The sequence below is a fragment of the Bacillus sp. FJAT-26390 genome, assembly GCF_001682865.1.
Taxonomy (GTDB): Bacteria; Bacillota; Bacilli; order Paenibacillales; family Paenibacillaceae; genus Pristimantibacillus.
In genome coordinates this window covers 182,778-209,333 of the sequence record NZ_MAQX01000022.1, presented here as the reverse complement: position 1 = coordinate 209,333, position 26,556 = coordinate 182,778, and the positions used below count along the sequence as shown (strand labels likewise).

Below are 26,556 nucleotides of genomic sequence, written 5' to 3'. Positions count from 1 at the left end.
CCGAATCAATGCTTCTGCTATTCCAAATAAATATGCTCCGGATGCGGATGACTCAAAAAATCATGGTGGGATATCGCCCAGCCGTATGCCCCCGCAAACTCGAATAGCAGCACATCACCTACACGCACCTGCGCCACTTCAACGTCCTGGGCCAAAATATCCTTTGGCGTACATAATTGGCCTACAACGGTAATGGCGGCTTGGGTAAGAGAGGGACGCTCATAGGAGTGAGGCCAGTCATCAATCGGAACCAGTTCGAATGGATGGCTGTGCTGCCAAGATACAGGCAGGCGAAAATGATGCGTGCCTCCCCTGACAATGACGTAAGACTTGCCATGGTTTCGCTTGATATCCAGCACCTCAGCGGCATAATAACCGGTGGAAGCCGTAATATAGCGGCCGCACTCAAAGAGAATCGTCAAACCATCGCTTTTCTCTTTCACTACCTCTTGCTCCAATCCATTTACAAAAAGGCTCCAATCAAACTGCTGCTCCAGCTCGGAATAGTTAACGCCAAGGCCGCCGCCTGCATTCAAATAACGAAGCTCGAGGCCATACTCTTCTGCCCACTGCCGCGCTATTACGCAATAATATTGGACTAATTGCACATGCTGCGCCGCATCCAGATTGTTGGATAAGGAATGAAAATGAAATCCTTCCACCCGAATATGCGGAAGCTCCTTGATATGCTCCATCACTTGCGGCAATTGCGATTCGTCAATGCCAAACTGCGTAGGTCGTCCGCCCATCGCCAAGGTAGCTTTAGGAAGCGGCCCTTTTAGGTTAATGCGCAGCAAAACCGAGGCAGTTCTGCCATAGCGGCCTGCGATCGCATTTAGCTTGTTCAATTCATGGACGCTCTCGGCATGGATCAATTGCACATTATGCAGCAAGGCGCCTTCCAGCTCAGCCTCTGTTTTGCCGGGCCCGCCGAACAGAATCGGAATATCGGGAGACACTTGGCGCACCTTCACCACTTCCCCGAGAGAAGCAACCTCGAAGCCATTCACAATAGAGGCAAGCGCCCGTAAGATCGTTTCCTCCGAATTGGCTTTAATGGCATAAAATAATTTGCAGAATTCGGGCAACGAACGTACCCGGTCCGCGGTTTGCTTCCGCAGAGCGGTCATATTGTGCAAATACGCACAGAATGGTCCGTTCTGCTGCTGCTTCCGCTCACGTATGACATCAGCAATCCGCGCTATCTCTTGCTTTTGTCCCGTAAACGTTATAGACATAACCGGGTCCCCTTCCCTGCAGCTAGCGCCTTTGTATACAGCTCGGCCGCACTCGCGATATCCTCAACGGCCATACCCATCGGATTCAGTACAATAATTTCGTCATCCGTCTCGCGACCAGCCTTGCTGCCAATAAGAATCTCGCCTAGCTCAGCGTGCAGCTGCTCGCGAGAGAACTTGCCTTCAAGCACCAGTTGGTTAATCACCTTCTTCTCCCTGTTCGACTGATCCCAGTCATCTACAACGACTTTATCCGCTTGCGTGAACACATCCTTGTGAAGATCCATGATCGAAATGTTGCTGACAAACGTGCCTTTTGCGAGCCATTCAAACGGAATATGCGGCGCGGATGCTACCGTTGCGGTTACGAGAACCTCCGCCTGACGTACGGCTTGCTCTGACGTTTCTTCGATTTTAACCTCGACATGATTGAATTTATCGCCAATCTCCTGGGCTAGCTGAAGTGCCGCAGCCAGGTTTAGATCGAACAAGTGAACGGTGTGAATCCCCTCAAATTGTTCAAGCAAGGAATTGATTTGCATCTTGGCGATAACGCCGCACCCAATGACAGATACTACGCCAAATCCTTCTTTAGCCAGAAGACGTGCCCCGATTACCGTAACGGCAGCTGTGCGCATGCTGCTGATCAAGCTGCCTTCCATAACGGCAATGGGATAATTGGACTCGGGATCATTCAAAATAATTAACGCGCTTGCCCGCTCTCTGCCTCGTTTCGCGGGATTATCATGCTTGCTGCCTATCCACTTTAGGCCGCTTACGTTAACATCTCCGCCTACATAAGCCGGCATTGCGATAATCCGATCGGCGATATGGCCTTCATTGCCCGCCATTCGCAAATATGGCTTAAGCGGCTGCACGTACTCGCCTTTGCAATGCAGCATAAGAGCCCTGCTGACAGCAGCTACATATGGCGCCGAATGCGCGCCGCCCAAATCGATAATATCCTGCTTGCTTAAATACAAAATCTCTTGCTCCTCAGTAACAACCATTCTCCATTCACTCCCTGATTTAAGTTTGATAATTAGACAACTTCAACATGCTCCGGCAGCGCATTTACCCATTTTTCGTCGTATACGCTGTCAAGATAACGCTCTCCGCGATCTGGAAAAATAGTAACCACCTTGGAATTCGGCGGTATGGTAGGCAGCAGCTTTTGCAGCGCCGCAACGATGGAGCCTGTTGAGCCGCCTGCAAAAATCCCTTCACGCTCCATTAGCAAGCGGCAGCCTATTACCGACTCACGGTCATCTACGTGAATGACATGGTCGATTTCTCCCGGCGTATACAATTCGGGAACGCGATTCGCACCGATTCCTGGCAGCTCACGCTGGCGGGATGGCGTTCCGAAAATAACGGAGCCTACCGCGTCTACCGCAACGATTTTGACATTCGGATGCGCTTCCTTCACCCTTCGCGAAACGCCAAGTATGCTGCCTGTCGTACTGACCGCACAGACCAGATAATCGACTTTATCGCCCATTTGCTGTACAATCTCCTCGCCCGCTCCATGATAGTGTGCCTGCCAGTTAAGCGGGTTGGCATACTGGTTAATCCAATAGGCATGTTGATCCTGCTCCACCAATTCCTTGACTCTGCGGATGCGGGTTTGCAGGTAGCTTCCTTGTTCGTCAGGTGTTTTCACCATGTCCACGTTAGCTCCCAAATACGTAATCAACCGCAGGTTGGTCGACGTTATTTTGGGATCGACAACGCAAGTGAACTTCAAACCGTATCGCTTAGCAGTCATCGCTAGCCCAATCCCTAAATTGCCTGATGTACTCTCGATGATATGAGTGTTCTGCTTTATGGTTCCATTCTTTAGCCCTTGCTCGATAATATAACGGGCTGGACGATCTTTCATGCTTCCGCCGGGATTCATCATCTCCAGCTTGGCATAGACCGATGCTCCATTTGGAGCAAAGAGAGAACCCAAGCGAACCAATGGCGTTCGTCCGATACAATCGATAATGCAACCAGCTGCCTCGGGCAACTTTTCCGTTAACTGCAAAGAACTTTTTTCCATAAGTACACCAGCTTTCCTTCGGTTTTTATCGCTTATTTTCGCGTAAGTGATAATGATTATTATTTTCATCACAAACACATGCCCATTATGATATCCCTTTTTGTGCATGTCAACATAAAATTTTCCATGGATAATTTTTAATGTTTTCTAATTGACAATGATTATTATTCTTGATAGTCTGGATTCGCAAACCATATCCCCCATCGGAATAAGGCAGGTGTGTTTACGTTCATGCAACAACCGTCATGGAGAAAGAATGCCAGAATTTTATGGGGAGGCCGTTTTTTAACGAGTATGGGATTGACGGGGATCAGTCCATTCATCCCTTACTACTTGGAAAATCTAGGCGAGAATAGCCCAGAGAATGTCCTTCTTTGGACAGGTCTTGCCCTTTCCGCGCCAGCTGTATCCTACGCTTTGCTCACCCCCTTCTGGGGAAAGCTTGGCGATCGCTGGAGCCGGAAATGGATGGTCGTCCGAGCGTTGCTCGGTCTCGCAATGAGCATGTGTTTAATGGCGGTGGCGCAAACCCCTTTGCAATTTTTTCTGTTTCGCTTATGCCAAGGCGCTTTCGGCGGCATATCGGATGCAAGCAGCGCCTTTATCGGCAGCCACGCCCCTCGCACGGAACAGGGACTTGCACTTGGCCGCTTGGAACGCGCATCCGCATTGGGGCTGCTCCTAGGGCCATTGCTTGGAAGCTTATGCGTCAGCACCTGGGGAAGCCGCCCCTTGCTGTTTATTACCGCCGCCTTGACCGGACTGCTTGGCCTGCTTTCCGCATTCGTATTATCCGACAAGGGCGAAGAGAAGACTGTGAAAGCGGATGCGGATGCCAAGAGCAGCGGCGTTATTAACGCTTTTCTTTCCTTGTTCCGACAGCCCGTTGTCAGACGCTTTGTCGCAGCAGGGATCTTGTTTAAGCTAGCTGATTTTTCCATATTCGCGATTTTCACCCCATTTATTCGCGAGATGTTCCACTCTCCCGCCAGTGCCGCAGCGACTGTCGGCATCCTGCTTGCCGTGTCCTCGCTAGGGGAATTGATCGGCGCTCCATGGTGGGGCAAAAGAAATGATCGCAGCCGTCTCGAGCGCAATCTCATCATGGCCGGTGTATTATGCGCCATCTGCTTAGCTGCTCAAACGATGCCATTTGGGATAGCTTGGCTGTTGTTTGTCCGTTTTTTCCAAGGGTTCTTTTATAGCGCCCTGCTGCAAACCGTCATGCTTAGCGTCTTACGATCCTCCTCCGCCCATGATCGCGGAGTGCGGGTCGGCGCTACGAACAGCCTGCTGATGATCGGCCAAATATCAGGCCCGTCTATCGGTGTATTTATTGCTGCCCAAATCGGGCTGCCATCCGTTTTTCTCGTCATGGGAGGCGTCATGACTGCGGCATCGCTGCTGCTCTGGCAGCTGCCAATGCAAGCGAAGCAGCCAAAAGTTCAACTGCCATCTAAATAACCAATCGAAGGGAGCCTGAGTATGATTCCGCTCACGCCAACCAAAGAGCTGTCAGCGCTAGAAAGCTCCGCGGCATTATCGCAAACAGAAAGCATAAGCCGCCTATTGAATACCTATCTTCGCGAGACTGATCAGCATATACCAACGTACAGCAATCCTGAACGGCCCGACCTCACCTTGGTCGTCTCGCTCCCGCAATTGCAGCAGACAATATACGGTAACTTGCTGCATTTATCAGACGGCGGGCATCACGTTTACGGCGACGTTTTTTATACCGAAGAAAACGGGCAATGGCAGGAGCTAACCGCAAAAAAACTCATCACGCTGCTGCTCGATGAAGTTTCTTATGCAGAGCCAGAACCAGTCTCTCGGCAATTGAAGAAGCAAGAGCTGGAGGAGCAGCTCCTAAACAGCACGCGGCGTATGGAGAGTTACTTTCGCTATGCTGCTGATCAACCCGCTGCGCCGCTTGATTTCCGTACTTGCGAGCAGTCTTTGCTAAGCGGGCACCCTTTTCACCCTACGCCAAAGAGCATAGAGGGATTCACCGCGGTGGATGCACAAACGTATTCACCGGAGTACGGCGCCGCTTTCTCCCTTCATGGCTTTGCTGTAGCGCTGGAATATGTGGTGGAGGACTGGCTGCAAACAAGCGGTACTCAGGTTGACTGGATTCCGAAGGAGATGATAGCGGCTGCAAAAAACAAGCTTTCGGACGATTACGAGCGCTATGCTCTTATACCTTGTCATCCCTGGCAGGCGAAATATTTGCTATCGCTTGAGCGGGTGAAAGAAATGATCCAAAACAACACCCTTGTAGATCTGGGGCTTACTGGCCCGCTCGTTTATCCGACCTCATCGGTTCGAACCGTATGGGATCCGGGTCAAAGCTGCTTTTACAAGCTTTCGCTTCATATCCGGATTACCAACTTCGTTCGGGAAAATACCTATGAGCAGCTGCTGCGCACGCTTGATGCCGCGAAAGTAGTCAATGAGGTCAGATCGGCTTACACGAATGAGCAGTTCAAGATTTTGCTGGAGGAAGGATATCGTACGATTGGTATGCCGGGAGAGGAAAAATCGGGGGACGAGGAAATCCGGTCAGGCTTTTCTATGATTTTGCGGGAAGCGCCAGAGGCCTGCAATGATTCAGATCGGGCGCCTTACGTGATCGCTTCTTTGCTGGAGGTGCCTCCCGGACATAACGAGCCTATTTTGTTCCGGGCATCACGTGATGGGATGGCTGCGGGACAACTAATCTGGATCGAATGGCTGAGACAATATCTCCGAATTTCCATGAAACCCATTTTGCATCTATTCGCGGAGAAGGGAATCAGTCTGGAAGCCCATGTCCAAAATTCGATGGTAAGTCTGTGTAATGGAATGCCGGCTGTTTTTTATGTGAGAGATCTCGAAGGCATCAGCGTGAACAGCGATTTTGCGAGGCGTGAGGGCTGGATCGGCAAACTAGTAACGGCAAATAGCCCCGTCCTTTATTCCGAATCAGAATCACGCCATCGGTTAAAATATTATTTTTTCGTCAACCATCTTTGCCACCTGATTCAGCGGCTAGCGGTATATTCGGGTCAGGAGGAGCGGCCCTTCTGGCTCGTTGTAAATGAAACGCTGGAGCAAATGAAGCTGGACTCGGGCAATCTTTATTTGTCGAATGTTATCGATGATTTGTTAAGCAGCGACACGCTTCCCGCAAAAGCGAATCTGCTCAGCCGGTTTCTTAAGCGGGGAGAAACGCCTCTGTATGTAAACATCCCTAATCCGATCAAATTGTAATCAAAAAAAAGATCTCCTGATTACGGCATTAACCGTAGTAGGAGATCTTTTTTAATTAACTAATAAGCGATATCAAGCTTTTAAATTCCAGCTCTTCAAACTTCAGCAGCACGCTTTCGCGTTTATACGCCCAGCAGCAGCCGTCAAGCTCAGCCGATACCGGGACATCGCAGCGAATGGTTGCCAAATCGCGTGATAGATGCAGCATATCCAGATCCGCTTCGATTTTTACCCGTATCGTTTTGGACACCGCCTCTAAATTAGCAAGCAAACCATCGATGGAACCATGCTCCAAAATAAGCTTATGAGCCGTTTTCTCGCCAATGCCTTTAACCCCCGGGTAATTGTCCGCCGTGTCGCCCATTAGGCCTTTGATGTCGATAATTTGAACCGGCGTGAGCTGGCGTTCCTCCATCAGCGTCTCCGGCGTATACACCATATAGTTGCCGATCCCCTTCTTCATAATGGCAACCGAAACCCGGTCGTCCACCAGCTGAAGCATATCATGGTCACCCGTTACGACAAAAATTTGCGCTTGATCCTTAAGCGCGGCAGCGAGCGTACCGATACAGTCATCTGCCTCGTAACCCGCAATGCCGATATTCGGCACATCGAAGCTGGCGACAACCTCTTTCACAAGGTCGAACTGCGGCACCAAATCCTCTGGCGCTGCCGGACGATTCGATTTGTAGCCGTCATATTGCTCCGTACGGAAAGTGGTGCTGCCCATATCCCAGCAGCAAGCGACATGCGTTGGATTGAACGTATTGATGGCATCCATAAAGTATCGAACAAAGCCATGTACAGCATTTACGGGTACGCCTGTGCTCGTCTTGCGCACGCTGCCTCCGAACGAAGTAGCGAAATAAGCCCGAAACAAAATCGCCATACCGTCTACCAACAGCAAACGTTGTTCACTCATTAACTAAAACCCCTTTCTAGCATTTCGACTTTCATTGTTACTTGTATTCCCCGCGTATGAACTTTCCAATACGTTTGGCTGCTTCCTGCAATCTTTCTTCGCTTTCTACAAGCGCAATCCGCACATAACCCTCGCCTTCAGAGCCGAAAGCCTCGCCCGGAACGACGACTACTCCACTCGCCTTAAGCATTTCCTGGGAAATTCGCCTTGAATTCCATGGCTCGTCCAATGTCCACTCCATCGGAGGAAGCTTCGCCCATACAAACATCGTAGCCTTCGGAGCAATTACATCCCAGCCTTCGACTCGAAGCGCTTCAAGAAATGTATTCCTCCGCTGCTCGTAAAGCTTGCCGGCCTTAGGCAGCTCCGCGTTTGAAATCGCCTCTTGCAGCGCAACGATGCCTGCCTCCTGAATAGGATCAAATACGCCATAGTCAATATTCGCCTTCAGCTCGCGAAGAGCGCCAACCGCCGTCTTATTGCCAGCCAAAAAACCGATCCTGCAGCCTGCCATATTAAAGCTTTTGGATAAGGAATGAAACTCGACGGCTTGATCGATTGCGCCCGGCACCTCGAGAATACTTGGCGGCTCGCAGCCGTCAAATCCCATTTCGGAATACGCCAAGTCATGTACGACCAATACGCCATGTCGGCGTGCCTTCCCCAGAAGCCGCTCAAAAAACGCTAAGTCCGCTACAGTCGATATCGGATTATTAGGATAATTCAGTAAAATAAAAGTTGCTCGATCCCAATCCGCGTCTGGAATAGCGTCTAAGTCAGGCATAAACCCGTTCTCTTCCCTAAGCGGCATGAGCTTTGCTTCCACGCCCGCCAGCGCCAAAGATGCAGCGTATATGGGATAGCCGGGATCAGGCAGCAGCGCCATGTCGCCCGGATCGCAAAGCGCCATGGCAAGATGCGCCAGCCCATCCTGCGAACCGAGCAGCGTTACGATCTCGCTCGCTGCATCCAGTTCTACCTGAAAGCGATGCTTCATCCAAGCTGCGGCGTGCTGCCGAAAGGGCAGTCCGCTTCTCGTCGCGGGATAGGCGTACATATCGGAGCGCAGCGCCGCATCGCTAAGCGCTTGTCGCACAGCAGGCGACGGCGGCTGATCCGGGCTGCCGATGCCAAGATCAATAATATCGAGACCGCTTTCCACCGCTGCCAGCTTCCAGGCTGCTACTTCAGCGAAGATGGAAGAGCCAAGCTGCGAGAGCCTGTCTGATCTCCATTTGGTTTGCGACATAAGTCCAATCACCCTTTTTTAGTTGTTCCAAGCTTCATTATATTGCTCTTCCTTATAGCCGACCGTTACCTTCTTGCCATCGGTTACTATAGGACGCTTGATCAGCATGCCATTCGATGCCAGTAGCGCATATTTCTCATCCTCGGACATGCCGGCCAGCTTGTCCTTCAAGCCAAGCTCTCTATATACATCGCCTGACGTATTGAAAAACTTCTTCAGCTCTAAGCCGCTTCTCGCAACGAGCACCTTCAGTTCTTCTGCAGTAGGCGTGTCTTCCACAATATCACGGGATACAACGTCATTGCCTTTGCTCTTGAGCGATTTAACCGCTGCCTTGCAGGTGCTGCATTTTGGATATTGAATAATCGTTAATTGATTTTGTTCCACCATACCATGAAATCCTCCATTATGCTTATGCCATTTCTTGTTTATTCGGACAGCGCCTGCTCCAATTGCTCAAGCTCCGGCGGCAAAGCCGCCTGCCATTCCATCCATTGCTTCGTAAGCGGATGAGTAAATCCAAGTATCTCGGCATGCAGCGCTTGGCGGCCGGCCACCGTCTCCCATGCCGCTACAGCACCTTGCTCCGGTCCATACATTTTATCCCCGATTAACGGACATCCGATATGCTTCATATGCACGCGGATTTGATGCGTCCGCCCCGTTTCCAGCTTTAAACGCACCGCAGCTGCTTGCGTGTTTCCCCCTGCGGACTCAAAGCTCGAAATGGTCTCATAATGGGTAACCGACGGATAACCTTCCGGCGTTACAATTCGGATATGAGGCTGGGCTGGGTCCCGGTCAATCGGTTCATCCACCGTTCCCTCTGCCGGAACCGGGCTCCCATATACATAAGCGCGATACAGCTTTAGAAAACCGTTCGCCTGCATCTGCTCCGACAGCTGCTGATGCACATAGGATGTTTTGGCGACCGCGACTAGGCCTGATGTTTCTTCATCCAGCCGGTGAACGGGCCGAAACCGTACCCGCTCCCCTTTCTGCAGCCAGTGATAGACGACGCCGTTAGCTAATGTACCGGTGTAATGTCCATGCGTCGGATGGACGATCATGCCTGCCGGCTTGTTAAGGATAAGAAGATCATCATCCTCAAACACAATTTGAAGCGGGATGGGCTGCGGCAAAATATCCTCCGATATTTCCCGCTCCATCCGAACGCGTATAATATCACCGGCGGCAACGGGAGCAGTCGTATAGGCGCGGACCTCGTTAACGGTAAGCCCATGCTCTGTCAGCTTTACCTGCGACAGCAGCTTGCGCGATACGCCAAGCTGCCGCTCGAGTACCGTCCGGACCGTCTTGCCATGCTCCGCCTCCGAAACGATCGCCACGAGTGGCGAATAATAGAGCGTCTCCAATGTTTCCGTCATTTTTTTGGCTTCCGAAACACTTCCGCGCTTCTTGCATATTCGGTATCCGGCACGCCTAGCTTCGCATTCGCAACTCTAGCGGCAGCGAAGAAAAAGTCGGACAGACGGTTTAGATAGGTTTGCACGTCAGCATTAATCGCATGCTCGGCAGCGAGCGTAACGACGCGGCGTTCCGCGCGGCGGCAAACCGTTCTGCATACATGGAGCAGCGCGGATACCGAGCTTCCCCCCGGCAAAATAAATCTCGTAATTTCCGGCGCCTCCGCAATATATTGATCGATCCAGCCTTCCAAGCGCTCGGCTGGCTCCGCGGTTATTTTCAAAGGAGCTCCCTCTACGGCGTACGCAAGGTCAGATCCGCAGTCAAACAGCTCTTGCTGGATTTCGATGAGCCAATCAGCCATTTCCGCCAGCTCTTCATGCTTTGCGGCATCCGCGGCAGCTTGCCCGACGAAGCAATTTAATTCGTCAATTGTCCCATACGCCTCAACGCGTATGTCATCCTTCCGAACACGCCCGCCGATCAAGGATGTCTGGCCGCTGTCTCCGGTTCTCGTATATAATTTCATCTTCCTTTTGGCCCCCTCTATTTGTCAGATGCTCTTAATCATGCAAACAGCAGGCCGGATGCGCTCCTGACCTGCTGTTCATTAAAGTGAAGTAATTGGCGCCAGATTAGCCTTGCTGCTTCAAGCGATGGACAAAGTTGCCGATTCGATCTAGCGCTTCAGTCAGATTCGTAACGGAAGTGGCGTATGAGCATCGGAGATGCCCTTCGCCTCCAAGGCCAAATACATCGCCCGGCACTGCCGCAACATTCGCTTCATCAAGCAGCCGCTGCGCGAATTGCTCACTCGTGAGCCCCGTCGACACGATCGACGGGAAAGCATAAAACGCTCCCTGCGGCTCATGGCAATCGAGACCGATATCCCGGAATCCCTTCACGACGAGGCGGCGCCGCTGATTATAGGCTTCGACCATCCGGTTCTTCTCTTCTAGTCCGTGCTGAAGCGCTTCGAGCGCAGCATATTGTGCCATAATCGGCGCGCACATGACGGTGTATTGATGAATTTTCAGCATAGCTGCAATCAGATCAGGATGCCCGCAAGCATACCCCATCCGCCAGCCGGTCATCGCGAATGCTTTCGAGAAGCCGCTGACGAGAATGGTCCGATCCTTCATGCCCGGCATCGCCGCGAAGCTCACATGCTTCTCGCCATAAGACAGCTCTGCGTAAATTTCATCAGAGATGACAATGAGATCATTTTCTTCCACTAGCTTCGTAATAGGCAGCCAATCCTCATAGCTCATCGTACCGCCGGTCGGATTGCTTGGATAACATAATATAAGTACTTTAGACCGTGGCGTAATAACCGCTTGTAGAGACTCCGCCTTCAGCTTAAAAGCATCCTTCGCATAGGTTTCGATGCCCACCGGCTTGCCGCCTGTAAGCGCCGTAATCGGCGAATAGGATATATAACAAGGCTCAGGAATCAATATCTCATCCCCTGGCGCAATCAAAGCCCGAAGCGCAAGATCGATCGCTTCGCTTCCGCCGACCGTCACCAAAATTTCATTCGCGGGATTATACTCCACGGCAAATGAATCGTTCAAATATTGCCCGATCGCTTCGCGCAGCTCAGGCATACCCGCGTTAGAGGTATACTGCGTTTTGCCCATTTCAAGCGCGTAGACCGCAGCTTCCCGAACATGCCATGGCGTAACGAAGTCGGGCTCGCCTACTCCAAGAGTAATAACATCCTTGCGCGTGCTGACCAAATCAAAAAACCGACGGATTCCCGACGGTTTAATGCCCCGAACGAGCGGGGACAAATAATCAGCCATCGATTGATGCTGCAAAGGTGCGGAGGGTTGTTTTTCGTCCTCTTTAATCATTGCCATCACCCTCTTCTCACGGCGAAACCATCAACCGATGATCACCTTCATGCTCCTCGAAGATAATGCCGTCTTGTTTGTATTTTTTCAAAATAAAAAATGTTTTAGTCGATAATACCGCATCGATCGGCGATAAGGTGTTGGATACGAAAGAGGCAACCTCTTTCAGGTTTTTGCCTTCAACCTCAACCAAAAGATCGTAAGCCCCTGACATTAAGTAAACGGATTTTACCTCTGGATATAAATAAATGCGCTCGGCGATTCCTTCGAATCCGCGACCGCGCTCGGGTGTAATTTGTACCTCGATAAGTGCTGTTACCTTCTCGTCATCTATCTTGCTCCAGTTCACGACTGTTGCATACTTTACGATAATGTGGTCTTTCTCAAGATCCGCTATCGCCTGCTTTACTTCATCTGTCGGTACAGCAAGCATCGTTGCGATCAGCTCTGCATCCCGTCGCGCGTCTTCCTGCAGCAGTTCGAGCACTTTCAATTGTAATTCGGTCATTGTATAACTCCTTCCAGTACGACTGCGATTATAAAGAATATTTTACAACTTTTTTGAATCCCGTGCAATCAAAGCGTGAAAGGCAAATCCTCCAAATCCCTTATAAAAAAAGACCCCGAAGGGTCTTTTACGCATGTTTACATGTAATATTGTTGATTGCTTTGCTGATGCTGGCCGGATTGCTGATGCGCATTCGGCGAATACATCGATTGTGTTTGCTGCTGACCTAGCGTTTGCTGCAAAAACTGGCTCGTCTTTTGTTTCGTTTGCTGGTATTCCTTCATTTGCTTATCAAGCTCCTGACGAAGCGCAGGCGATGAAGTATTGTACATATTCGCTTGCTGCATCGCTTGGAACAGCTGGCCTTGAAGCGCCAAGGTGCTGTCCGTTAATTTCGTGAACAATTGACGAATATCCGGACAAGTCGACTCCGTTGCCGCAGTCGCATACTCACGCACAACTCTTTTTAAATCGCTTAAAATCGTGCCTGCCAAATCTTCCTCAGTCAAAATCGATTGCTTTTGTTGTTGCTGGTACATAACGATTTCCCTCCTATACTTTTTTTCAAGCTCCTAATTGCTTTTATTGCTGCGGCTGGGTTGGAGCCAATTGCTGATGGTGCGAGATAGCGTGCAGTAAAGAATCATAATGCTGCTGGTGGGTATGCAGCATTTGTGAGCATAGGTTCGTAATCCCCGGTGTAGTTCCCGTAGCGATTACCGCTGCACACTGTTTAATTAATAAATCTTCGTTGGACATTGAATCTGCGATGTACTCAAGCTCTTTCGCCGTGATTGGCTGCAACATAGGTCTTCCTCCTCTTAAACTAGGTTCGTAAGCACATGCCATTCCATTTTTTTCGTGCCAAACGTATTATGAGCTAATTTTCCTTTATTTATGTGCCGTCTTCATCTAAACCAAAATTTCCGGAATGAGTGACATTAAATTTTACCACTATGTTTATCTGCTCCGGCTTCGGCAGCCATTCTTTGCTCTTGCATTCTTTTTTCCAAAAGGCATGGTGGTATCGATATAAGTTATGCTCGAGCCGGAACAAATCCATGCCCTTCGTCAGTCCCTTGCGGTACGTACTCTCTAACTGCTGCTTTACCTTCGCTTCAATAGAGGCGACAATCTCGTCCTCATTCATGTTCTTTAATAATTCAGCAACAGCGCCAGACATCTTAACCTTTAGAACAAAATTCGGCGAATTCCCTTTGAAGCTCGTCTGAATACTGCTTTTTGAGCTGCTTATCGCAACAGCCGCGCTTCCATGCTCGCCTTCGGCCTTCAGTATAAAATGATTGAATTCTGGATTGATCCAGCGCAGGCCGGAAGCCTCTTCTTCCGAGAGATAACCTAAATACTTAAGCTCCTTGAATACAAATACTCCCTCAATCATCTGAATTTGCAGCGGCAGCTTTTTCCTTGTCCAATGATAATCATTGGCTGTCAGAGCAGCGAACGTCGTTACCATCGCTGGCTCCTTCAACGTTTGTACGGCAACCTGCAAGGAGGAAGGACGAATAAAGCTCCTTTGGCCTTCAAGAGGCTGCGGCATATACATGATACTGTTTAGAGGAGATTGGTCATAAAAGGTATCCGTCGTAAAAATCTTTTCGATCGTATCCTTCGTCCCATAAATGAGCGACGTATACCGCGATGCCCGCTGACGATTCAAGCCGTCCATAATGTCATCTATCTTTTCGAGCGCTCTGGCCTGTATAACCACCGTTTTTAAATGATCCACGCTTAATATCGATTGGCCGGATCTCGTGAGATTATTCAACGCTAGCAAAATAGAATCACCTGTTCCTCTGCCGATCCATACTGGATTTGGATCCGGCTGCAGCGATTCCGTCTTCGCGATGAGACCAAACTTTATCGTTTGCCCGTAGATTTCATATTTCCCATCCTTAAAGTCGATGCCAAGAGCCGAAATATAGCTAACATCCTGTAGATTGATTTCATCCCAGCACCCTTGAAGCAGCAAGGTGCTGATTAGCAAACTAATCAAGGCAGCACTTTTTTTCCAAAGCTTAACCCGCCGGGATTGCGCAGCAGCATGCTTCATTTGTTCCTCCTATCGCTTCTAAGCTTCCACGGCATCTGCATAAGCGCCGGTATCAGCTGCTTGAAGCGAAGCGGTGCAAGCGGCTCTAAGTAAGGGCGCCCGAATGATTCTAATTGACACATGTAAATGAGAACGGCAAGCGTCCCGACAAAAAATCCAAAGATGCCTAGTATAGAGGATAAAATAAGAACCAGGTAGCGAATGACGCTTACCGAGCCGCTTAATGACTGATTAACCAATGTAAACGTAGACACCGCTGTAACCGCAGCAATGACGAGCATCGTAGGTGAAGTCAAGCCCGCACGGATAGCGGCGTCCCCTACAATTAATCCTCCCACAACCGAAACCGTTTGCCCGACTGCCCTTGGGAGCCTTACGCCCGCTTCTCGGAAGAGCTCGAACATCGTTAGCATGATAAACATCTCCATCGTAGCCGAAAGGGGCAGCCCAATTCGCGATATCGTTACGGTGGCGAGCAGCGTAAACGGAATTTGATCCGTATTAAAAGCGGACAGCGAAATCCAAAGCCCCGGCAAGCAAATAGACATCACAAGCCCGATCAGCCTCAGAATCCTTTCCAGCGATACATAGTAATAAGGCAAATGCGCATCCTCAGGCGATTTGATCAGCAGCAATAGATTGCCTGGAGCAATAATGGCTGCAGGGGAATCATCCATTAGAATCGCCACCTTTCCTTGCAGCAGCGACTGAACGACATAATCAGGCCGACCGACATATTCAACAAGCGGTAATAAAGATAAGCGGCGGTCCGATAATAGCTCTTCCAACTGACTTCCGCCAATCAATGCAGGAACATCAATATTATCGAGGCGCCTTTTTGCTTCCGCTACGAGCTCAGGCTTCGCTATCCCTTCCATGTAAATAAGGGCAACCTCCGTCATCGATTCTTTGCCGATTCTTTGGTATTGGATATGCATATCCGGCGTTCTTAACCGCTTGCGGACCAAAGCCACATTCATTGAAAGCTGCTCGACAAACCCATCGCGCGGTCCGCGGATCGAGACTTCCATCGTCGACTCATCCGGCGCCCTTCCGGGCTCGCTGCTTATATTAAATTCGAACAGACCTTTAATTTTCTCAAAGGATAAAATAACGCTGCCCGCAAACAATCTGGCATATAGATTGCTGCCATTATGTCCGCATCTCAATCTGCTGAATAACATGCTTGGCTTATGCTCTTCGCCTTCTATGACCGGAAAGGTGCGCAGCTGTTCCGCCCATTTCTCTAATAACGGCAGTAAACCTAGCTGCATTTGTTGATTGTCAATCAGCCCTTCGCAATAAAACATAATGACTTCCACCGGGCCATGAATATCAAGCGTAATCTTGTATTCAATGACATCATGACAATCCTTCACATGGTTTCTAAACTGCTCTAATGGCATGTCCCCCCAGTCATTTTCATCATGCTGCCCGTTCTCAACCCAATCGTTATGATTCATGGCTGCTCTGCCTCCTCGGAGCCGATAATTGCTGATCGATTGTTTTTGCCTTGCTTTTTCTGGAACAGCGACACGATCCAAATGATACTGGTAAGCACCATTATGGCTACGCCTGTATACAAAAAGAATTTTTCCAAAATAACTTTAAACTCAAGCATATGATTGATGCCAAAATAGGAAACGACTAAAATGATCACGCCTAGTATTGCCGGTGAGATCCATCTTTTTTTCGCATGGCGAAAAGGCCCGAACTCAGACAAAATATGAATGCACAGGGATAGGCGAATAAGCGCCCCCGACATCCATTGGAAGATCGCAAAAAAATCAACATGCTCAAAATATTTTCCGATCGAAACAAGCCGCCATTGCGAAAATGCTGGGTAACGCATTTTATCGGCTTCAACGGGCCCAAACTCTGAGATCGAACCCATTACAGGGCCTAGCGTTAACATGGATAAGAACACAACAAGAAATAAGAAGGGCCAGCGTTTGAACTTCCCGCTTACATGGTGCTGGATGAACATAAACACAAACAGCTCAGTGGACGAGGTTAGCGTATATAATAGGCCTTTTATAATGGACCACGGCGAATTCTCAAACATCGGCAGCAGATAATGGTAATCCTTGTGCGGCATATTCGCAGACATGACGAAATCTCCTAGCAACACAACAATCGGCAGCAGTATGCAGCTTACATAGGCAATGGTGCGCAGGCCCGAGATGGAGGCGTACAAGCAAAGCGCCAAAAAAACGACGCATACCACAATCGACGGGGTATTCGGCAAATACGTTGTTGCAGTCCACGAGACCGTCATAATAAGCGTTTCAAAGGCAATTAATAATTGCACAAGCAAAAAAATGCCCATCATGATCCATGCCAAAAAATTCGGCATAATTTCCTTTAACCACTGATCGACAGGCTTGCCCTTCAATCGTTTCAATATGCCTAGCTGGGGGATTAGTGCCCAGGGCAGCACGACAACAAGTCCCATAAGCACGCTTATCCAAGCATCACGCTTAGCTGAATCAAACAATAACGGGATGACAAGGACGTGATTTACAAGCCCCACTGACAAAACGACCATCATAATCGAAGGCAATATACCAAATGGTTTTACTTTCATTTACCAATCACTTCCTTCCCCCTTAATGTTTCCGAATTCATCTATCTCATGCATCTGCTACTCTTTTTTTCGACACTATTTACAAAAAAAAACTATGCTCTTGCCATATATAGGCAGAGAGCACAGCTTGATTAAATTAGGGGATATGCACGGTTTTCACATGGTCAAAGTGTAAAAAAACAGCGTTTCCGCTTGCATTTGCAAGCTCGATCATGCTTTGATCAACGCTTTTTAACACACCGATCTTGTTCGAATTTTCGCCTAAATCAAGCACGACGAATTCACCGACTAGTTTGCGCAGCTGTTGATCGAGGGTTCTTGCTAGTGTAATCGGGGAGGGTCTGAGCGGGAACTGCTCCGGCGTTAACGTATAAGGCGTTACGTTTGGATTATAGGGGATCAAATATTTCATATGGTGGAGAGATACAATAACCGTATGATAGACAGGCGAATAGAAAACAAAAAAATCATTCATAATCGTAGTCAGATAGCCGTGGATGGACTGATTCCCTGTTATATAAATCTCGGAGAACATGCCCTTGGCGTTCATTAGTATTTTGCGATAGGAGATTGGCTCATTGTAGGGCTCAAAGGGCAATTCAGGTATATCAACCTTTTCTTCTTCTTCTCTCGTCGAAACACGAAGCTGCTGTAGGTGGATAAGCGGTATATACAAAAATTGAGTTCCGTTGTGCAGCACTAAAATATCTTGGCCGAACTCGATCAACTTCCCTCGAATCGGTGCCACCTTCCCTGAAATCTCCAATTCAACCTGCCGGTCCAGCAGCGGATGACGGTTTTTCATGCGATCAACCTCCTTTCATCCGGGTAGATAGTGGAACCAGGCAAAGGTCAAGACCTTTGCCTGGCAAATCGGCAGACTTACTTCACGGAACGGCGAGCTGTTTTTACGGATGCTGCATTGGCACGATTTCTGCCGCCGCTGCGGTTGCCTTGCGTTCTGTTGTTGTTGTTGCCGTTTCTGTTGCCGCTTCTGTTGCCGCTTCTGTTACCGCTTCTATTGCCGCTTTTATTTTTGTTGTCGTTTTTGTTGTCGTTTTTGTTGTCGTTTTTGTTGTCGTTTTTGTTGTCGTTTTTGTTGTCGTTTTTGTTGTTGTTTTTGTTGCCGCCGGATTTATTGCCTGTGCCAGCTGATTTAATTGTTTTAATATGATCGTTCTGGATTTGAATGGCTTGATTACCGGATACCAACAGGATTGATTCATTGCCAGCTTGTGCGATAAAGCCTTCTACTTTCTCAGGGCCGCCCCAGTTGATTTGCACGAATTGTTGATTGAATGCACGAATAACTCCGTTGAAGTTGTTCGCATTGATCACTTGTTGGTTGCGACGTCCGCTTCTGTTAATTCCGCCGCTAGCATTGCCGCCGCTTTTGCCACCGCTTTTGCCACCCATTTCCGTAATACTTTTAACGTGACTGGAAGCGACATAAACGACACCTTGGTTAGTACCTAATACAAGATAATCACTTCTTACTGCAATAAGCTTGCCTTCAAGCGAATCCGGGCCGCCGCGATTGATTTTCACATTTTTACCGACTAAGCTTTGTACAAAATTCTGATTGTTATTACCGCTTCTGTTGCTCTTGTTGCTTTTGTGACAATTGTTTTCACCAGCGAATTGGCCGGCAACGAAATGATGGTTACAGCAATGATTCATAAAAAAATCCCTCCGATAATTCATAATTAGTAGTTTCAAGATTTGAATCTTTTCAAAACCGACGTATTGACCTTGTCACCAGCATCATGTTTGTGCGGCTTCTCATCCCCTCCAAACCTTCATTCATAGCATCTATCATGAGATACGTTATGTAATATATTTATATGTATACCGTGTACCAGTGGTACTAGATTACTATCTATTTATTAAAGATTGAGCACGTAACCGTTACCTATACTAGTTTCCTGTCATAGATTATATTATCTTCATCTTAGGAGGAATTAGATTTGGCCAAAAATAAGAAGAGCAAGCAAAAGCAAAAAGTGAGAGCAATTCAAAGCGATGCGAATTTATCAGACGGCAACCGAATGATAAATGAACGCACGAGCGGCAATCGTTCGGAAGGGCTTCTCTCTGATGGCAATCGTACCGTAGGTAATCGTACCGAAGGCAGTCTAACAGGCGGTAACCGAACAAGCGGCATTCGCACGGAAGGCAGCAGGCCCGGCAGTAATAGCGTTACCGATGGAAACCGCAGCAATCGCGACGTCCCGTTCTTTCAGTTTGATGGAGACGTCGTCCCGGCGAGCTTTGTTTGGGAAATCAACATTTAACAAATAACAGTGACCATCTGGGTAGCAACCGAATAAGTTAAATAAGATCAAAAGCCTATCGTTTATCGGTAGGCTTTATCTTTTGCCTCGGGAGATGGTTAGATGGCTACTGAAACCTTGCCTGCTCGCACCATACGCATAAATGTTTCTGATCTTCAAGAGATAAAGAGCAACGCTTGGGGGCGAGACTTCAAGCCTGCGGAGCTGGAGATGGACGGACAAACCTATAAAGCGGAATTTGGGCTGCGGGGCGGACATACGCGCAATTACTCGAAAAAATCATACGAAGTGCGGTTGGAAGGCGGCAAAACGCTGCATTGGAACGCCGAATATGACGATCCCTCCATGATGCGCAACGCGCTTTCGTTTTACTTTTTTAATAAAATCGGCGTTCCATCACCTGAAACAAACCACTTCTGGCTCATCATTAATGGCGTTCCGGAGGGCGTTTATTTGGAAATCGAAGCGGTCGATCGGCTTTTTTTCGAGAAAAGAGGCATCGGCTACCGCTCGCTCCTATACGCAGTCAACGATAGCGCTGATTTCAGCTTAACCGATCCGATCTCTAAAGATAAGAAGCCTTCACTGTTCGATGGTTATGAATTAATGAAAGGGAAGAAAGGGACGAAGAGCAGACTCGTATCCTTCGTGCGCAATTTGAATCGAATGTCGGGGAAAAATCTCGGTGTCCACACGGCTAAGCGGCTAGACGTAAACCAATATTTAAAGTGGCTGGCAGGTGCCGTCCTTACTGGAAATTATGATGGCTTTGATCAAAACTATGCGCTGTATGAGCATCTCTCTAGCAGGAAGTATCGCGTAATTCCATGGGACTATGAGGGTACTTGGGGCAGAAATTGTTATGGGAAGCCTTGCGGCAGCGATCTCGTACGATTGCAGGGGTATAACAAGCTGACCGAAAAGCTCTTTACGTTCCCGGCTTGTCGCCGTAAATACCGATCCATCGTAAAAAAACTGCTGCAAAACGATTTCACAGTCGAGCAGCTTGAGCCCGTAATTTCGCAGATGCATGTCGAATTATCCCCTGCCATCCGCAGCGATTATACGAGAAAGGCCAGCTACGACACGTTTCTGTCGGAGCCAGCCTTCATCCATAACTACATTCAAGAGAGAAGAGAAATATTGCATCAATCGCTGCGGGAGTGGCATTAAAATCCCCCCGTGCGCATCTCAAAAAATATCCATGCTCATGTAACGCTCACCGGTATCCGGCGCGATGCAAAGAACGCGTTTGCCAGCGCCGAGCCGTTTTGCGATTTGAATGGCTGCCCATACCGATGCGCCGGATGACGGACCAAGCAGCAGACCTTCCTTCGTCGCCAGCTCTCTCATCGTGGTTAACGCATGCTCGTCGGATACTTGAATAATTTCATCATATATGGAGGTATTAAGAATAGCCGGAACAAAACCAGGGCTAGTACCGACCAACTTATGCGGGCCAGGCTGGCCGCCGGACAAGACAGGCGAGCCTTGTGGTTCTACTACGGCTACGTACAAATCCGGAAGCCATTCCTTTAACCGCTCGCCAGTTCCGGTTATCGTTCCGCCGGTGCCTGCCGTTGCAACGAAGGCGTCCAGCTTGCCGCCCGTTTGCTCCATAATTTCTAATGCAGTCGTCATTCTATGAATATGCGGATTAGCCTGATTTTCAAACTGATTCGGAATATAGCTGCCTGGGCGCTGCAATTGAAGCTCTTCTGCTTTGCGGATTGCTCCCGGCATTCGCTCCGCAGCAGGGGTCAGCACGACCTCTGCTCCGTAAGCTTGCAGCAGCTTTATTCGCTCTGCCGTCATATTGTCCGGCATAACCAAAATCATTTTATAACCTCTTGCTGCTGCATTCATGGCAAGCCCAATGCCCGTATTACCGCTTGTTGGCTCAATAATGGTATCTCCGGGCTTGATCAGTCCGCGCTGCTCCGCGTCATTAATCAGCGAGAAAGCGGCTCGATCCTTGACGCTGCCGCTTGGATTAAATCGCTCCAGCTTGACGCATACTTCGGCGCTGCCCTCCTCCGGAATGCGATTTAGCCGAACAACCGGCGTATTTCCGATTAATTCTGTAATATCCGATACGATTCTAGGCATTCCTTGTTCTCCTTATCCTTTTGTTTCTGAAAGCCGCTGCTCCTCCAAGAACGGCTTCATAAACCACCAGCCCGCTATGGGAACGACGCCAACGGCAAACAGCAGCCACGTAATCGCAATAGCCGAATGGTTCAGCGGCAGTACAATTAAGTACGACGTTAAGCCGATAACCCTGCCGGTGACGAGTCCCGCCTCGCGGAGCACGATAAATTCCTCCCGCTCCCGCGCGCTTTCCTCGGATTGTCCGATGAGATCAAATACTCTGGAGGTCATCGGTATAATATAAAGCGGCATAAATAGGGACGTCCCAATGCCAAACATCAGCAGCGTAGCGTAAGATACTTTCCAAAATAGCGGCAAAATAACGACCGCAATCATAATGGCGCCAATGAGCATCGCCAGCTTGCGATTGCTTTTTTTAAGCATTTTGCCAACGATCCAAAAGCTAATTAAAGCTACAAGGGACGTGATTAGCGAATAGGTGCCCAGCTTGCTTTCGTTTTGGGTGGCCACGTATACCGTTAAGCCAACCAAAAACATAAATACGCCCTCGCGCACCCCTTGAGCCGCTATTGCGGGCAGCATCCTGCGCCAAGGATTCCCTTTTTGCATCAGCTGCTGCACGCCATGCTTCCAATTGTAGATGCCTTGGACTTTTCGTTTTTTTAACCAGAAGCTGAGCACGACGCTTGCCGAAAATATAACGAGCGAGATGGTGAAAATAAGCCGGTAGCCCTTCTCTCCCTGCATCGACGTAATAAGCAGCCCCGATACCCATGGCGCAACGATGCCCGCTGCCGAGCCGAGCAAACCTGCCCAGCCGTTAAAACGGTCCCGGTTATCCGGGTCTGTCACTTCGAAATAGACAACGTTAAATGCGATCCAAAAAAAGCCCATCGCCATCCCGTTCAAAATGCCGAGCGGTATGTAATAAGCTTTCGCTTGTTGGCCAAGCAGCAGTACGGTGCAGTAAAAGACGCCGGACAAAATAATGCCTGCCCGCAGGCTATTCATTTTGTTATGCTCTTTCACCCACTTGCCTGCGACCCAAAACGTCAGTCCGCTCATGACATATTGGCCCAGCGTGAACCAGCCAATTAGCATATACGATTGGCTTGCTTTCCATAGGTATACCGGAACAAATGTCCCAGATAGCGCATTCGCCACACCATAAAGCGCCTGAACAATAAGTAAAAGAGCAGCTTGTCCATTCAAAGGGTTTGCCGATGTTTTAGCCAAAACGATTCCTCCTGCCTCAGGGCAGATCATGGCTTCCCATGTCCAACCCTTCACAAATCAGAATTTCGTTTTGTAAGGTTCCCTCTTTGACAGCTGCCCATGCGTTTTCTATTCCATGCAGAATATTACTCTTCCGGCGTTAACCGCTTGATCATTTGCTCTCGATCGCTAAGGCTTAGCATCGAGGAAGTGTGGTAGCAAGCGGGACAGACGTACAAACTAAGCTTGAATGGTGTCGTTAATACAGGACCGCCAAGCGATGGCGCAATTCGTGATTCGAAATTTTGATCCCCAACCATCTGCACGCCAGCCTCCACCATATACGAACGGCAAACCGGGCATTCCGGCACCTCGTCTTGATCATCAAGCACACGCTGGATGGTTTCTTCTACCGCAAACCGCGCGCTGTCAGCACTGCGGTAGCCATCACCCTGCTCCAGCCAGCGCTTGTGATTCGGATCATCCGAATCGTCTTCTTCCTCTTCCTCAGCCGCCTCATCCTCTGACCATTCATCCTGCTCGAATGCGCCATTTTGCTTAGCGGCTCTGCGTGCATCATTAATTTTCAGCGCTTGAACTGACCGTTCATGCTCATCTTCCTCGACCTCATCCTCATCATAACCAAGCTCAATCGTCCGATAAGCGCTTAGCTCATTATCGCAATGCGGGCAATGCGACTCCGGTCCAATCTCTTCATCCCATACAATTTCCGTTAAACACCACGGACAGATCAAATGCTCTTCCATCGTTTGACTTCCTCTCTAATGGTTCATTACATAAACGACGCCAAATGCAAAAAACAAAATAGCGACAACGACTAAAACTCTCCATAAATATTTCAAAATATATTCCTCCGTTATATAATGACCGTTGCTCCGATGACGTAGGAAAGAGATACGGAAATAATCATCGCGATAAGGCCTACCGCGCGGTTATCGCGGGCGATCTCATCGTCAATCCGGAATACAGGCGTTAAAAACTCGAATAAAAAGTAAGCGGCCATCAATATGACAAATCCGAATGCGCCCCAAATAAGGCTTTGATACACCGAATCATTAGACTCAATCGAGAAGCGGAAAATATTGCATATGCCAAAAATTTTACCGCTAGTCGCCATTGCAACGGCTAGGTTCCCCTTCTTGATCTCACTCCAGCATTTATATCTGGTAACAAGCTCAAAGCAAGACAAAAACACGATGAGAGACAGCACCGTAACCGATACATAAACAAGCGAAGCTGCGTATGGATTGCTTAGCAGGTTATCAACTTCATTACTCAATCAAAGCTCCCCTCCCCCATCAGGTCTTCCTTATGTGCTTTATTTCAACTCAGCAACGGTAACGCCTACGCCGCCCTCGCCGTAGTTGCCAAGACGATAGCTCTTGACATGGCTATGCCTGCGCAAATATTGCTGTATGCCTGTTCGAAGAACGCCTGTGCCTTTACCGTGTATGATCGCCACTTGAGCAAGACCAGACAAGAAAGCCTCGTCAAGGAAGCGGTCAACCTCAAGAATCGCCTCTTCCAGATTCTCCCCGCGCAGGTCAAGCTCCATTTTGAAGTTGTCATCTTTCGAGCGCTTTAAGCTGGCCGCAAGCTTCGGTTGCTGCACTTTTGTCGCTCCATTTGATTTAAGCAGCTCCAAATCATCCAGCGCGACCTTCATTTTCATTATGCCAAGCTGCACGGTAGCATCAGAACCATGAACCTCTACGACAGTGCCCTTCTGATTCAAGCTGTATACCGTTACTTCATCGCCAGCTTCGATCTTCGCTGGCTTCGCAGAAGTTTTTGAACCACCGCGCTTCGTTTTTTGCTGCTCAGGAGCCGCTTCATCAAGCTTGCGGCGTGCTTCGATGAGCTTATGCTCCTTGACTGAGGCTCCTTCTTCCATCGCAAGTTTCCGCAGGTCGGCGATAATTTGCTCCGCCTCCCGCTTTGCCTTCGCAACGGCTTCACGCGCTTCTTCCTGCGCTTTAAGCATCAGCTTTTCCTTCTGTTCCTCAAACCGCAAACGTTCCGCTTCATGGCGGGCTCTTAGCGTCTCCATCTCGCGGCGGAGCGACTCCGCAGTCTGGCGTTCGGTTTCAGCGCCGAGACGATTTTCCTCGAGCGAGGCAATCATATTTTCTACCCGTTGGTCCTCTTCGCTAACTTCGCCTCTTGCATGCTCGATAATCGAACGGGCAAGACCAAGGCGCTCAGCGATGGCAAAGGCGTTGCTTCGTCCTGGAACACCCACTAGCAGCCGGTAAGTCGGGCTTAATGTAGCGACATCGAACTCCATGCTCGCATTAATAACACCCTTGCGATTATAAGCATATGCCTTTAGCTCGCTGTAATGCGTAGTAGCTACAATTCGGCTGTCCATTGCATGCACATGCTCCAATATCGCAATAGCCAGCGCCGAGCCTTCTGCCGGGTCCGTTCCCGCGCCAAGCTCATCGAGCAGCACTAAGCTTTTCGACGTCATCGAGCTCAATATGCGAATAATGTTTTTGAGATGGCTGGAAAATGTACTAAGGCTTTGTTCTATACTTTGCTCATCGCCGATGTCGGCATAGATCGCGTCAAACACGCAAAGCTGGCTTCCATCCTCAGCCGGTACAAATAAGCCCGACATCGCCATTAGGCTGAGCAATCCGATCGTTTTTAAAGAGACCGTCTTGCCGCCTGTGTTCGGTCCTGTTACGATAATGGCGGTATATTGATTGCCGAGTTCCACATCAATAGGCACAACTTGCTCCGGCGCAATGAGCGGATGACGGCCGCGCTTCAGCTTTAGGAAGCCGCGGTCGTTCATGCGCGGCAGCGTCGCCTTCATGCTATGAGCAAGGCGCGCCTTGGCATAAGCAAAGTCGATTTGGCCAAGCAAATCCAAGTTGAAAATAAGATCTTCCACATAGTCCGAAGTGAGCGCGGTGAGCTTCTGCAATATTTTCTCGATTTCCCGCAGCTCGCCCGCCTTCAGCTCACGAAGCTTGTTATTCATGGCGACGATAGCTTCCGGCTCAATGAACAGCGTTGCGCCAGATCCCGATTGGTCATGCACAATCCCGCCAAAGTGAGAGCGGTATTCCTGCTTAACGGGGATAACGTACCGGTCGTTGCGCAGCGTAACGATGGAATCCTGCAGCATTTTTTGTACCGTTGAAGAACGGATCATTTGATCCATCTTCTCACGTATACGCGATTCCCCGTTCCGAAGTTCCCGCCTAATGGAGCCTAAAGCTGCGCTGGCGCTGTCCATCACCTCTGCCTGATCGTCGATGCATTCAAAAATCGCATCCTCAAGCTGCTTATGCTCGCTAATTTGATCCGCGACCTCATGCAGCATCGGAATCGGATTATCTTCATGCAATAGGCTGATATGCTTTTTCACACGGCGGCCGCCTCGTGCAGTTGCCGCTATATCAAGCAGCTCCGCCGGATTAAGCGTACCGCCGATACGGGCACGGTGAAGCGGTGCCGAAATATCGACAACGCCGCCAAACGGCGCGCTTCCCTTAAGACGGTCAGCCGTATAAGCTTCATCGGTCGCCTGCAAAATCCGCTTAACCGCTTCCAAGTCGGATACGGGCTGAAGCGACTCCGCTGCTGCTTTGCCAAGCGATGTTGCCGCATGCTGTGATAATCTATGTATGATTTTGGGATATTCAAGTGTCTTCAGTATTTTAGTGTCCAACAAATAACACTCCTCTCGCCTTCCTATTATAGCCGAACCGGGACTTTCATGCACGGGCTGAACCGTGG

Annotated in this window: 26 protein-coding genes; 4 read left to right on the top strand and 22 right to left on the bottom strand. The window is 49.2% G+C overall.

The features are described from left to right. Window positions 1-17: 17 nt before the first annotated feature. From A7975_RS18125 to sbnA, 3 genes are read right to left on the bottom strand one after another with little or no spacing between them, the layout of a single operon-like run. Window positions 18-1,238 carry a type III PLP-dependent enzyme gene (locus tag A7975_RS18125; protein ID WP_065386052.1) on the bottom strand — a complete coding sequence of 407 codons (1,221 nt, stop codon included), beginning with the start codon at window positions 1,236-1,238 and terminating at the stop codon, window positions 18-20. Then, window positions 1,229-2,248: a 2,3-diaminopropionate biosynthesis protein SbnB gene (gene sbnB / locus A7975_RS18120; RefSeq protein WP_065386051.1), complete on the bottom strand. Its 1,020-nt coding sequence runs from the start codon at window positions 2,246-2,248 to the stop codon at window positions 1,229-1,231. Before sbnB ends, A7975_RS18125 begins: the two co-directional genes overlap by 10 nt. Window positions 2,249-2,280: 32 nt before the next feature. After that, complete coding sequence (gene sbnA / locus A7975_RS18115) at window positions 2,281-3,282, bottom strand: 2,3-diaminopropionate biosynthesis protein SbnA (RefSeq protein WP_053377664.1); 1,002 nt, start codon at window positions 3,280-3,282, stop codon at window positions 2,281-2,283. Between the two features lie 231 nt (window positions 3,283-3,513). Between sbnA and A7975_RS18110 the strand changes: the two genes are divergently transcribed. Next, window positions 3,514-4,746 carry an MFS transporter gene (locus A7975_RS18110; RefSeq protein WP_082198290.1) on the top strand — a complete coding sequence of 411 codons (1,233 nt, stop codon included), beginning with the start codon at window positions 3,514-3,516 and terminating at the stop codon, window positions 4,744-4,746. 21 nt (window positions 4,747-4,767) lie between these two features. Beyond that, entirely contained in the window at window positions 4,768-6,537 is a 1,770-nt protein-coding gene (locus A7975_RS18105; protein WP_065386049.1) for an IucA/IucC family protein, read from the top strand. 55 nt (window positions 6,538-6,592) lie between these two features. On the opposite strand, the gene A7975_RS18100 is transcribed toward A7975_RS18105, so the two are convergent. The 14 genes from A7975_RS18100 to A7975_RS34250 all read right to left on the bottom strand — a co-directional run bounded on the left by A7975_RS18100 (window position 6,593) and on the right by A7975_RS34250 (window position 18,841). Then, entirely contained in the window at window positions 6,593-7,459 is an 867-nt protein-coding gene (locus A7975_RS18100) for a 5'-3' exonuclease (RefSeq protein WP_065386048.1), read from the bottom strand. Between the two features lie 37 nt (window positions 7,460-7,496). Then, a complete protein-coding gene (locus tag A7975_RS18095) occupies window positions 7,497-8,708 on the bottom strand; it encodes an aminotransferase class I/II-fold pyridoxal phosphate-dependent enzyme (protein ID WP_065386047.1) in 1,212 nt (403 codons plus the stop codon). A gap of 18 nt (window positions 8,709-8,726) precedes the next feature. Further along, window positions 8,727-9,098, bottom strand: a complete 372-nt coding sequence (locus A7975_RS18090) for an arsenate reductase family protein (RefSeq protein ID WP_065386046.1) — start codon at window positions 9,096-9,098, stop codon at window positions 8,727-8,729. A 38-nt stretch (window positions 9,099-9,136) separates the two neighbouring features. Next, window positions 9,137-10,096, bottom strand: a complete 960-nt coding sequence (locus tag A7975_RS18085; RefSeq protein ID WP_065386045.1) for an RluA family pseudouridine synthase — start codon at window positions 10,094-10,096, stop codon at window positions 9,137-9,139. Further along, window positions 10,093-10,665 (bottom strand): cob(I)yrinic acid a,c-diamide adenosyltransferase, encoded by a 573-nt coding sequence (locus A7975_RS18080; RefSeq protein WP_065386044.1) that lies wholly within the window; start codon window positions 10,663-10,665, stop codon window positions 10,093-10,095. The genes A7975_RS18085 and A7975_RS18080 overlap by 4 nt, the downstream gene beginning before the upstream one ends. A gap of 106 nt (window positions 10,666-10,771) precedes the next feature. Continuing rightward, a complete protein-coding gene (locus tag A7975_RS18075; RefSeq protein ID WP_053374648.1) occupies window positions 10,772-11,992 on the bottom strand; it encodes an aminotransferase class I/II-fold pyridoxal phosphate-dependent enzyme in 1,221 nt (406 codons plus the stop codon). Between the two features lie 16 nt (window positions 11,993-12,008). After that, window positions 12,009-12,500, bottom strand: a complete 492-nt coding sequence (locus tag A7975_RS18070) for an Lrp/AsnC family transcriptional regulator (protein ID WP_053374647.1) — start codon at window positions 12,498-12,500, stop codon at window positions 12,009-12,011. A gap of 137 nt (window positions 12,501-12,637) precedes the next feature. Continuing rightward, complete coding sequence (locus A7975_RS18065) at window positions 12,638-13,039, bottom strand: spore coat protein (RefSeq protein WP_053374646.1); 402 nt, start codon at window positions 13,037-13,039, stop codon at window positions 12,638-12,640. Window positions 13,040-13,082: 43 nt separating this feature from the next. Further along, window positions 13,083-13,307 carry a hypothetical protein gene (locus A7975_RS18060; protein WP_082198289.1) on the bottom strand — a complete coding sequence of 75 codons (225 nt, stop codon included), beginning with the start codon at window positions 13,305-13,307 and terminating at the stop codon, window positions 13,083-13,085. Between the two features lie 88 nt (window positions 13,308-13,395). After that, window positions 13,396-14,574, bottom strand: coding sequence for a Ger(x)C family spore germination protein (locus tag A7975_RS18055; protein ID WP_065386043.1), 1,179 nt, complete (start codon window positions 14,572-14,574; stop codon window positions 13,396-13,398). Then, the gene (locus tag A7975_RS18050; protein WP_065386042.1) at window positions 14,571-16,037 is read right to left on the bottom strand and encodes a spore germination protein; all 1,467 of its coding nucleotides are present in this window, start codon (window positions 16,035-16,037) and stop codon (window positions 14,571-14,573) included. The genes A7975_RS18055 and A7975_RS18050 overlap by 4 nt, the downstream gene beginning before the upstream one ends. After that, window positions 16,034-17,161 carry a GerAB/ArcD/ProY family transporter gene (locus tag A7975_RS18045; protein ID WP_065386041.1) on the bottom strand — a complete coding sequence of 376 codons (1,128 nt, stop codon included), beginning with the start codon at window positions 17,159-17,161 and terminating at the stop codon, window positions 16,034-16,036. The genes A7975_RS18050 and A7975_RS18045 overlap by 4 nt, the downstream gene beginning before the upstream one ends. 136 nt (window positions 17,162-17,297) lie before the next feature. Then, entirely contained in the window at window positions 17,298-17,966 is a 669-nt protein-coding gene (locus A7975_RS18040; protein ID WP_053374642.1) for a hypothetical protein, read from the bottom strand. 77 nt (window positions 17,967-18,043) lie between these two features. Continuing rightward, the gene (locus tag A7975_RS34250) at window positions 18,044-18,841 is read right to left on the bottom strand and encodes a hypothetical protein (RefSeq protein ID WP_065386040.1); all 798 of its coding nucleotides are present in this window, start codon (window positions 18,839-18,841) and stop codon (window positions 18,044-18,046) included. A gap of 287 nt (window positions 18,842-19,128) precedes the next feature. Here A7975_RS34250 and A7975_RS18030 point away from each other — a divergent pair, with 287 nt between their 5' ends. Then, window positions 19,129-19,455: a hypothetical protein gene (locus A7975_RS18030; RefSeq protein ID WP_065386039.1), complete on the top strand. Its 327-nt coding sequence runs from the start codon at window positions 19,129-19,131 to the stop codon at window positions 19,453-19,455. A 102-nt stretch (window positions 19,456-19,557) separates the two neighbouring features. Continuing rightward, complete coding sequence (locus tag A7975_RS18025; protein WP_065386038.1) at window positions 19,558-20,628, top strand: CotH kinase family protein; 1,071 nt, start codon at window positions 19,558-19,560, stop codon at window positions 20,626-20,628. 18 nt (window positions 20,629-20,646) lie between these two features. On the opposite strand, the gene cysK is transcribed toward A7975_RS18025, so the two are convergent. From cysK to A7975_RS18000, 5 genes are all read right to left on the bottom strand, one after another. Next, window positions 20,647-21,564 (bottom strand): cysteine synthase A, encoded by a 918-nt coding sequence (gene cysK, locus A7975_RS18020; protein ID WP_065386037.1) that lies wholly within the window; start codon window positions 21,562-21,564, stop codon window positions 20,647-20,649. A 12-nt stretch (window positions 21,565-21,576) separates the two neighbouring features. Then, entirely contained in the window at window positions 21,577-22,803 is a 1,227-nt protein-coding gene (locus tag A7975_RS18015) for an MFS transporter (protein WP_255314330.1), read from the bottom strand. Between the two features lie 125 nt (window positions 22,804-22,928). Then, window positions 22,929-23,549, bottom strand: coding sequence for a hypothetical protein (locus A7975_RS18010; protein ID WP_053374637.1), 621 nt, complete (start codon window positions 23,547-23,549; stop codon window positions 22,929-22,931). A gap of 110 nt (window positions 23,550-23,659) precedes the next feature. Then, on the bottom strand, window positions 23,660-24,082 hold the full coding sequence (locus A7975_RS18005; protein WP_053374636.1) for a DUF350 domain-containing protein: 423 nt from the start codon (window positions 24,080-24,082) through the stop codon (window positions 23,660-23,662). A 39-nt stretch (window positions 24,083-24,121) separates the two neighbouring features. Then, window positions 24,122-26,488 (bottom strand): endonuclease MutS2, encoded by a 2,367-nt coding sequence (locus A7975_RS18000; RefSeq protein ID WP_053374635.1) that lies wholly within the window; start codon window positions 26,486-26,488, stop codon window positions 24,122-24,124. Window positions 26,489-26,556 lie beyond the last annotated feature (68 nt).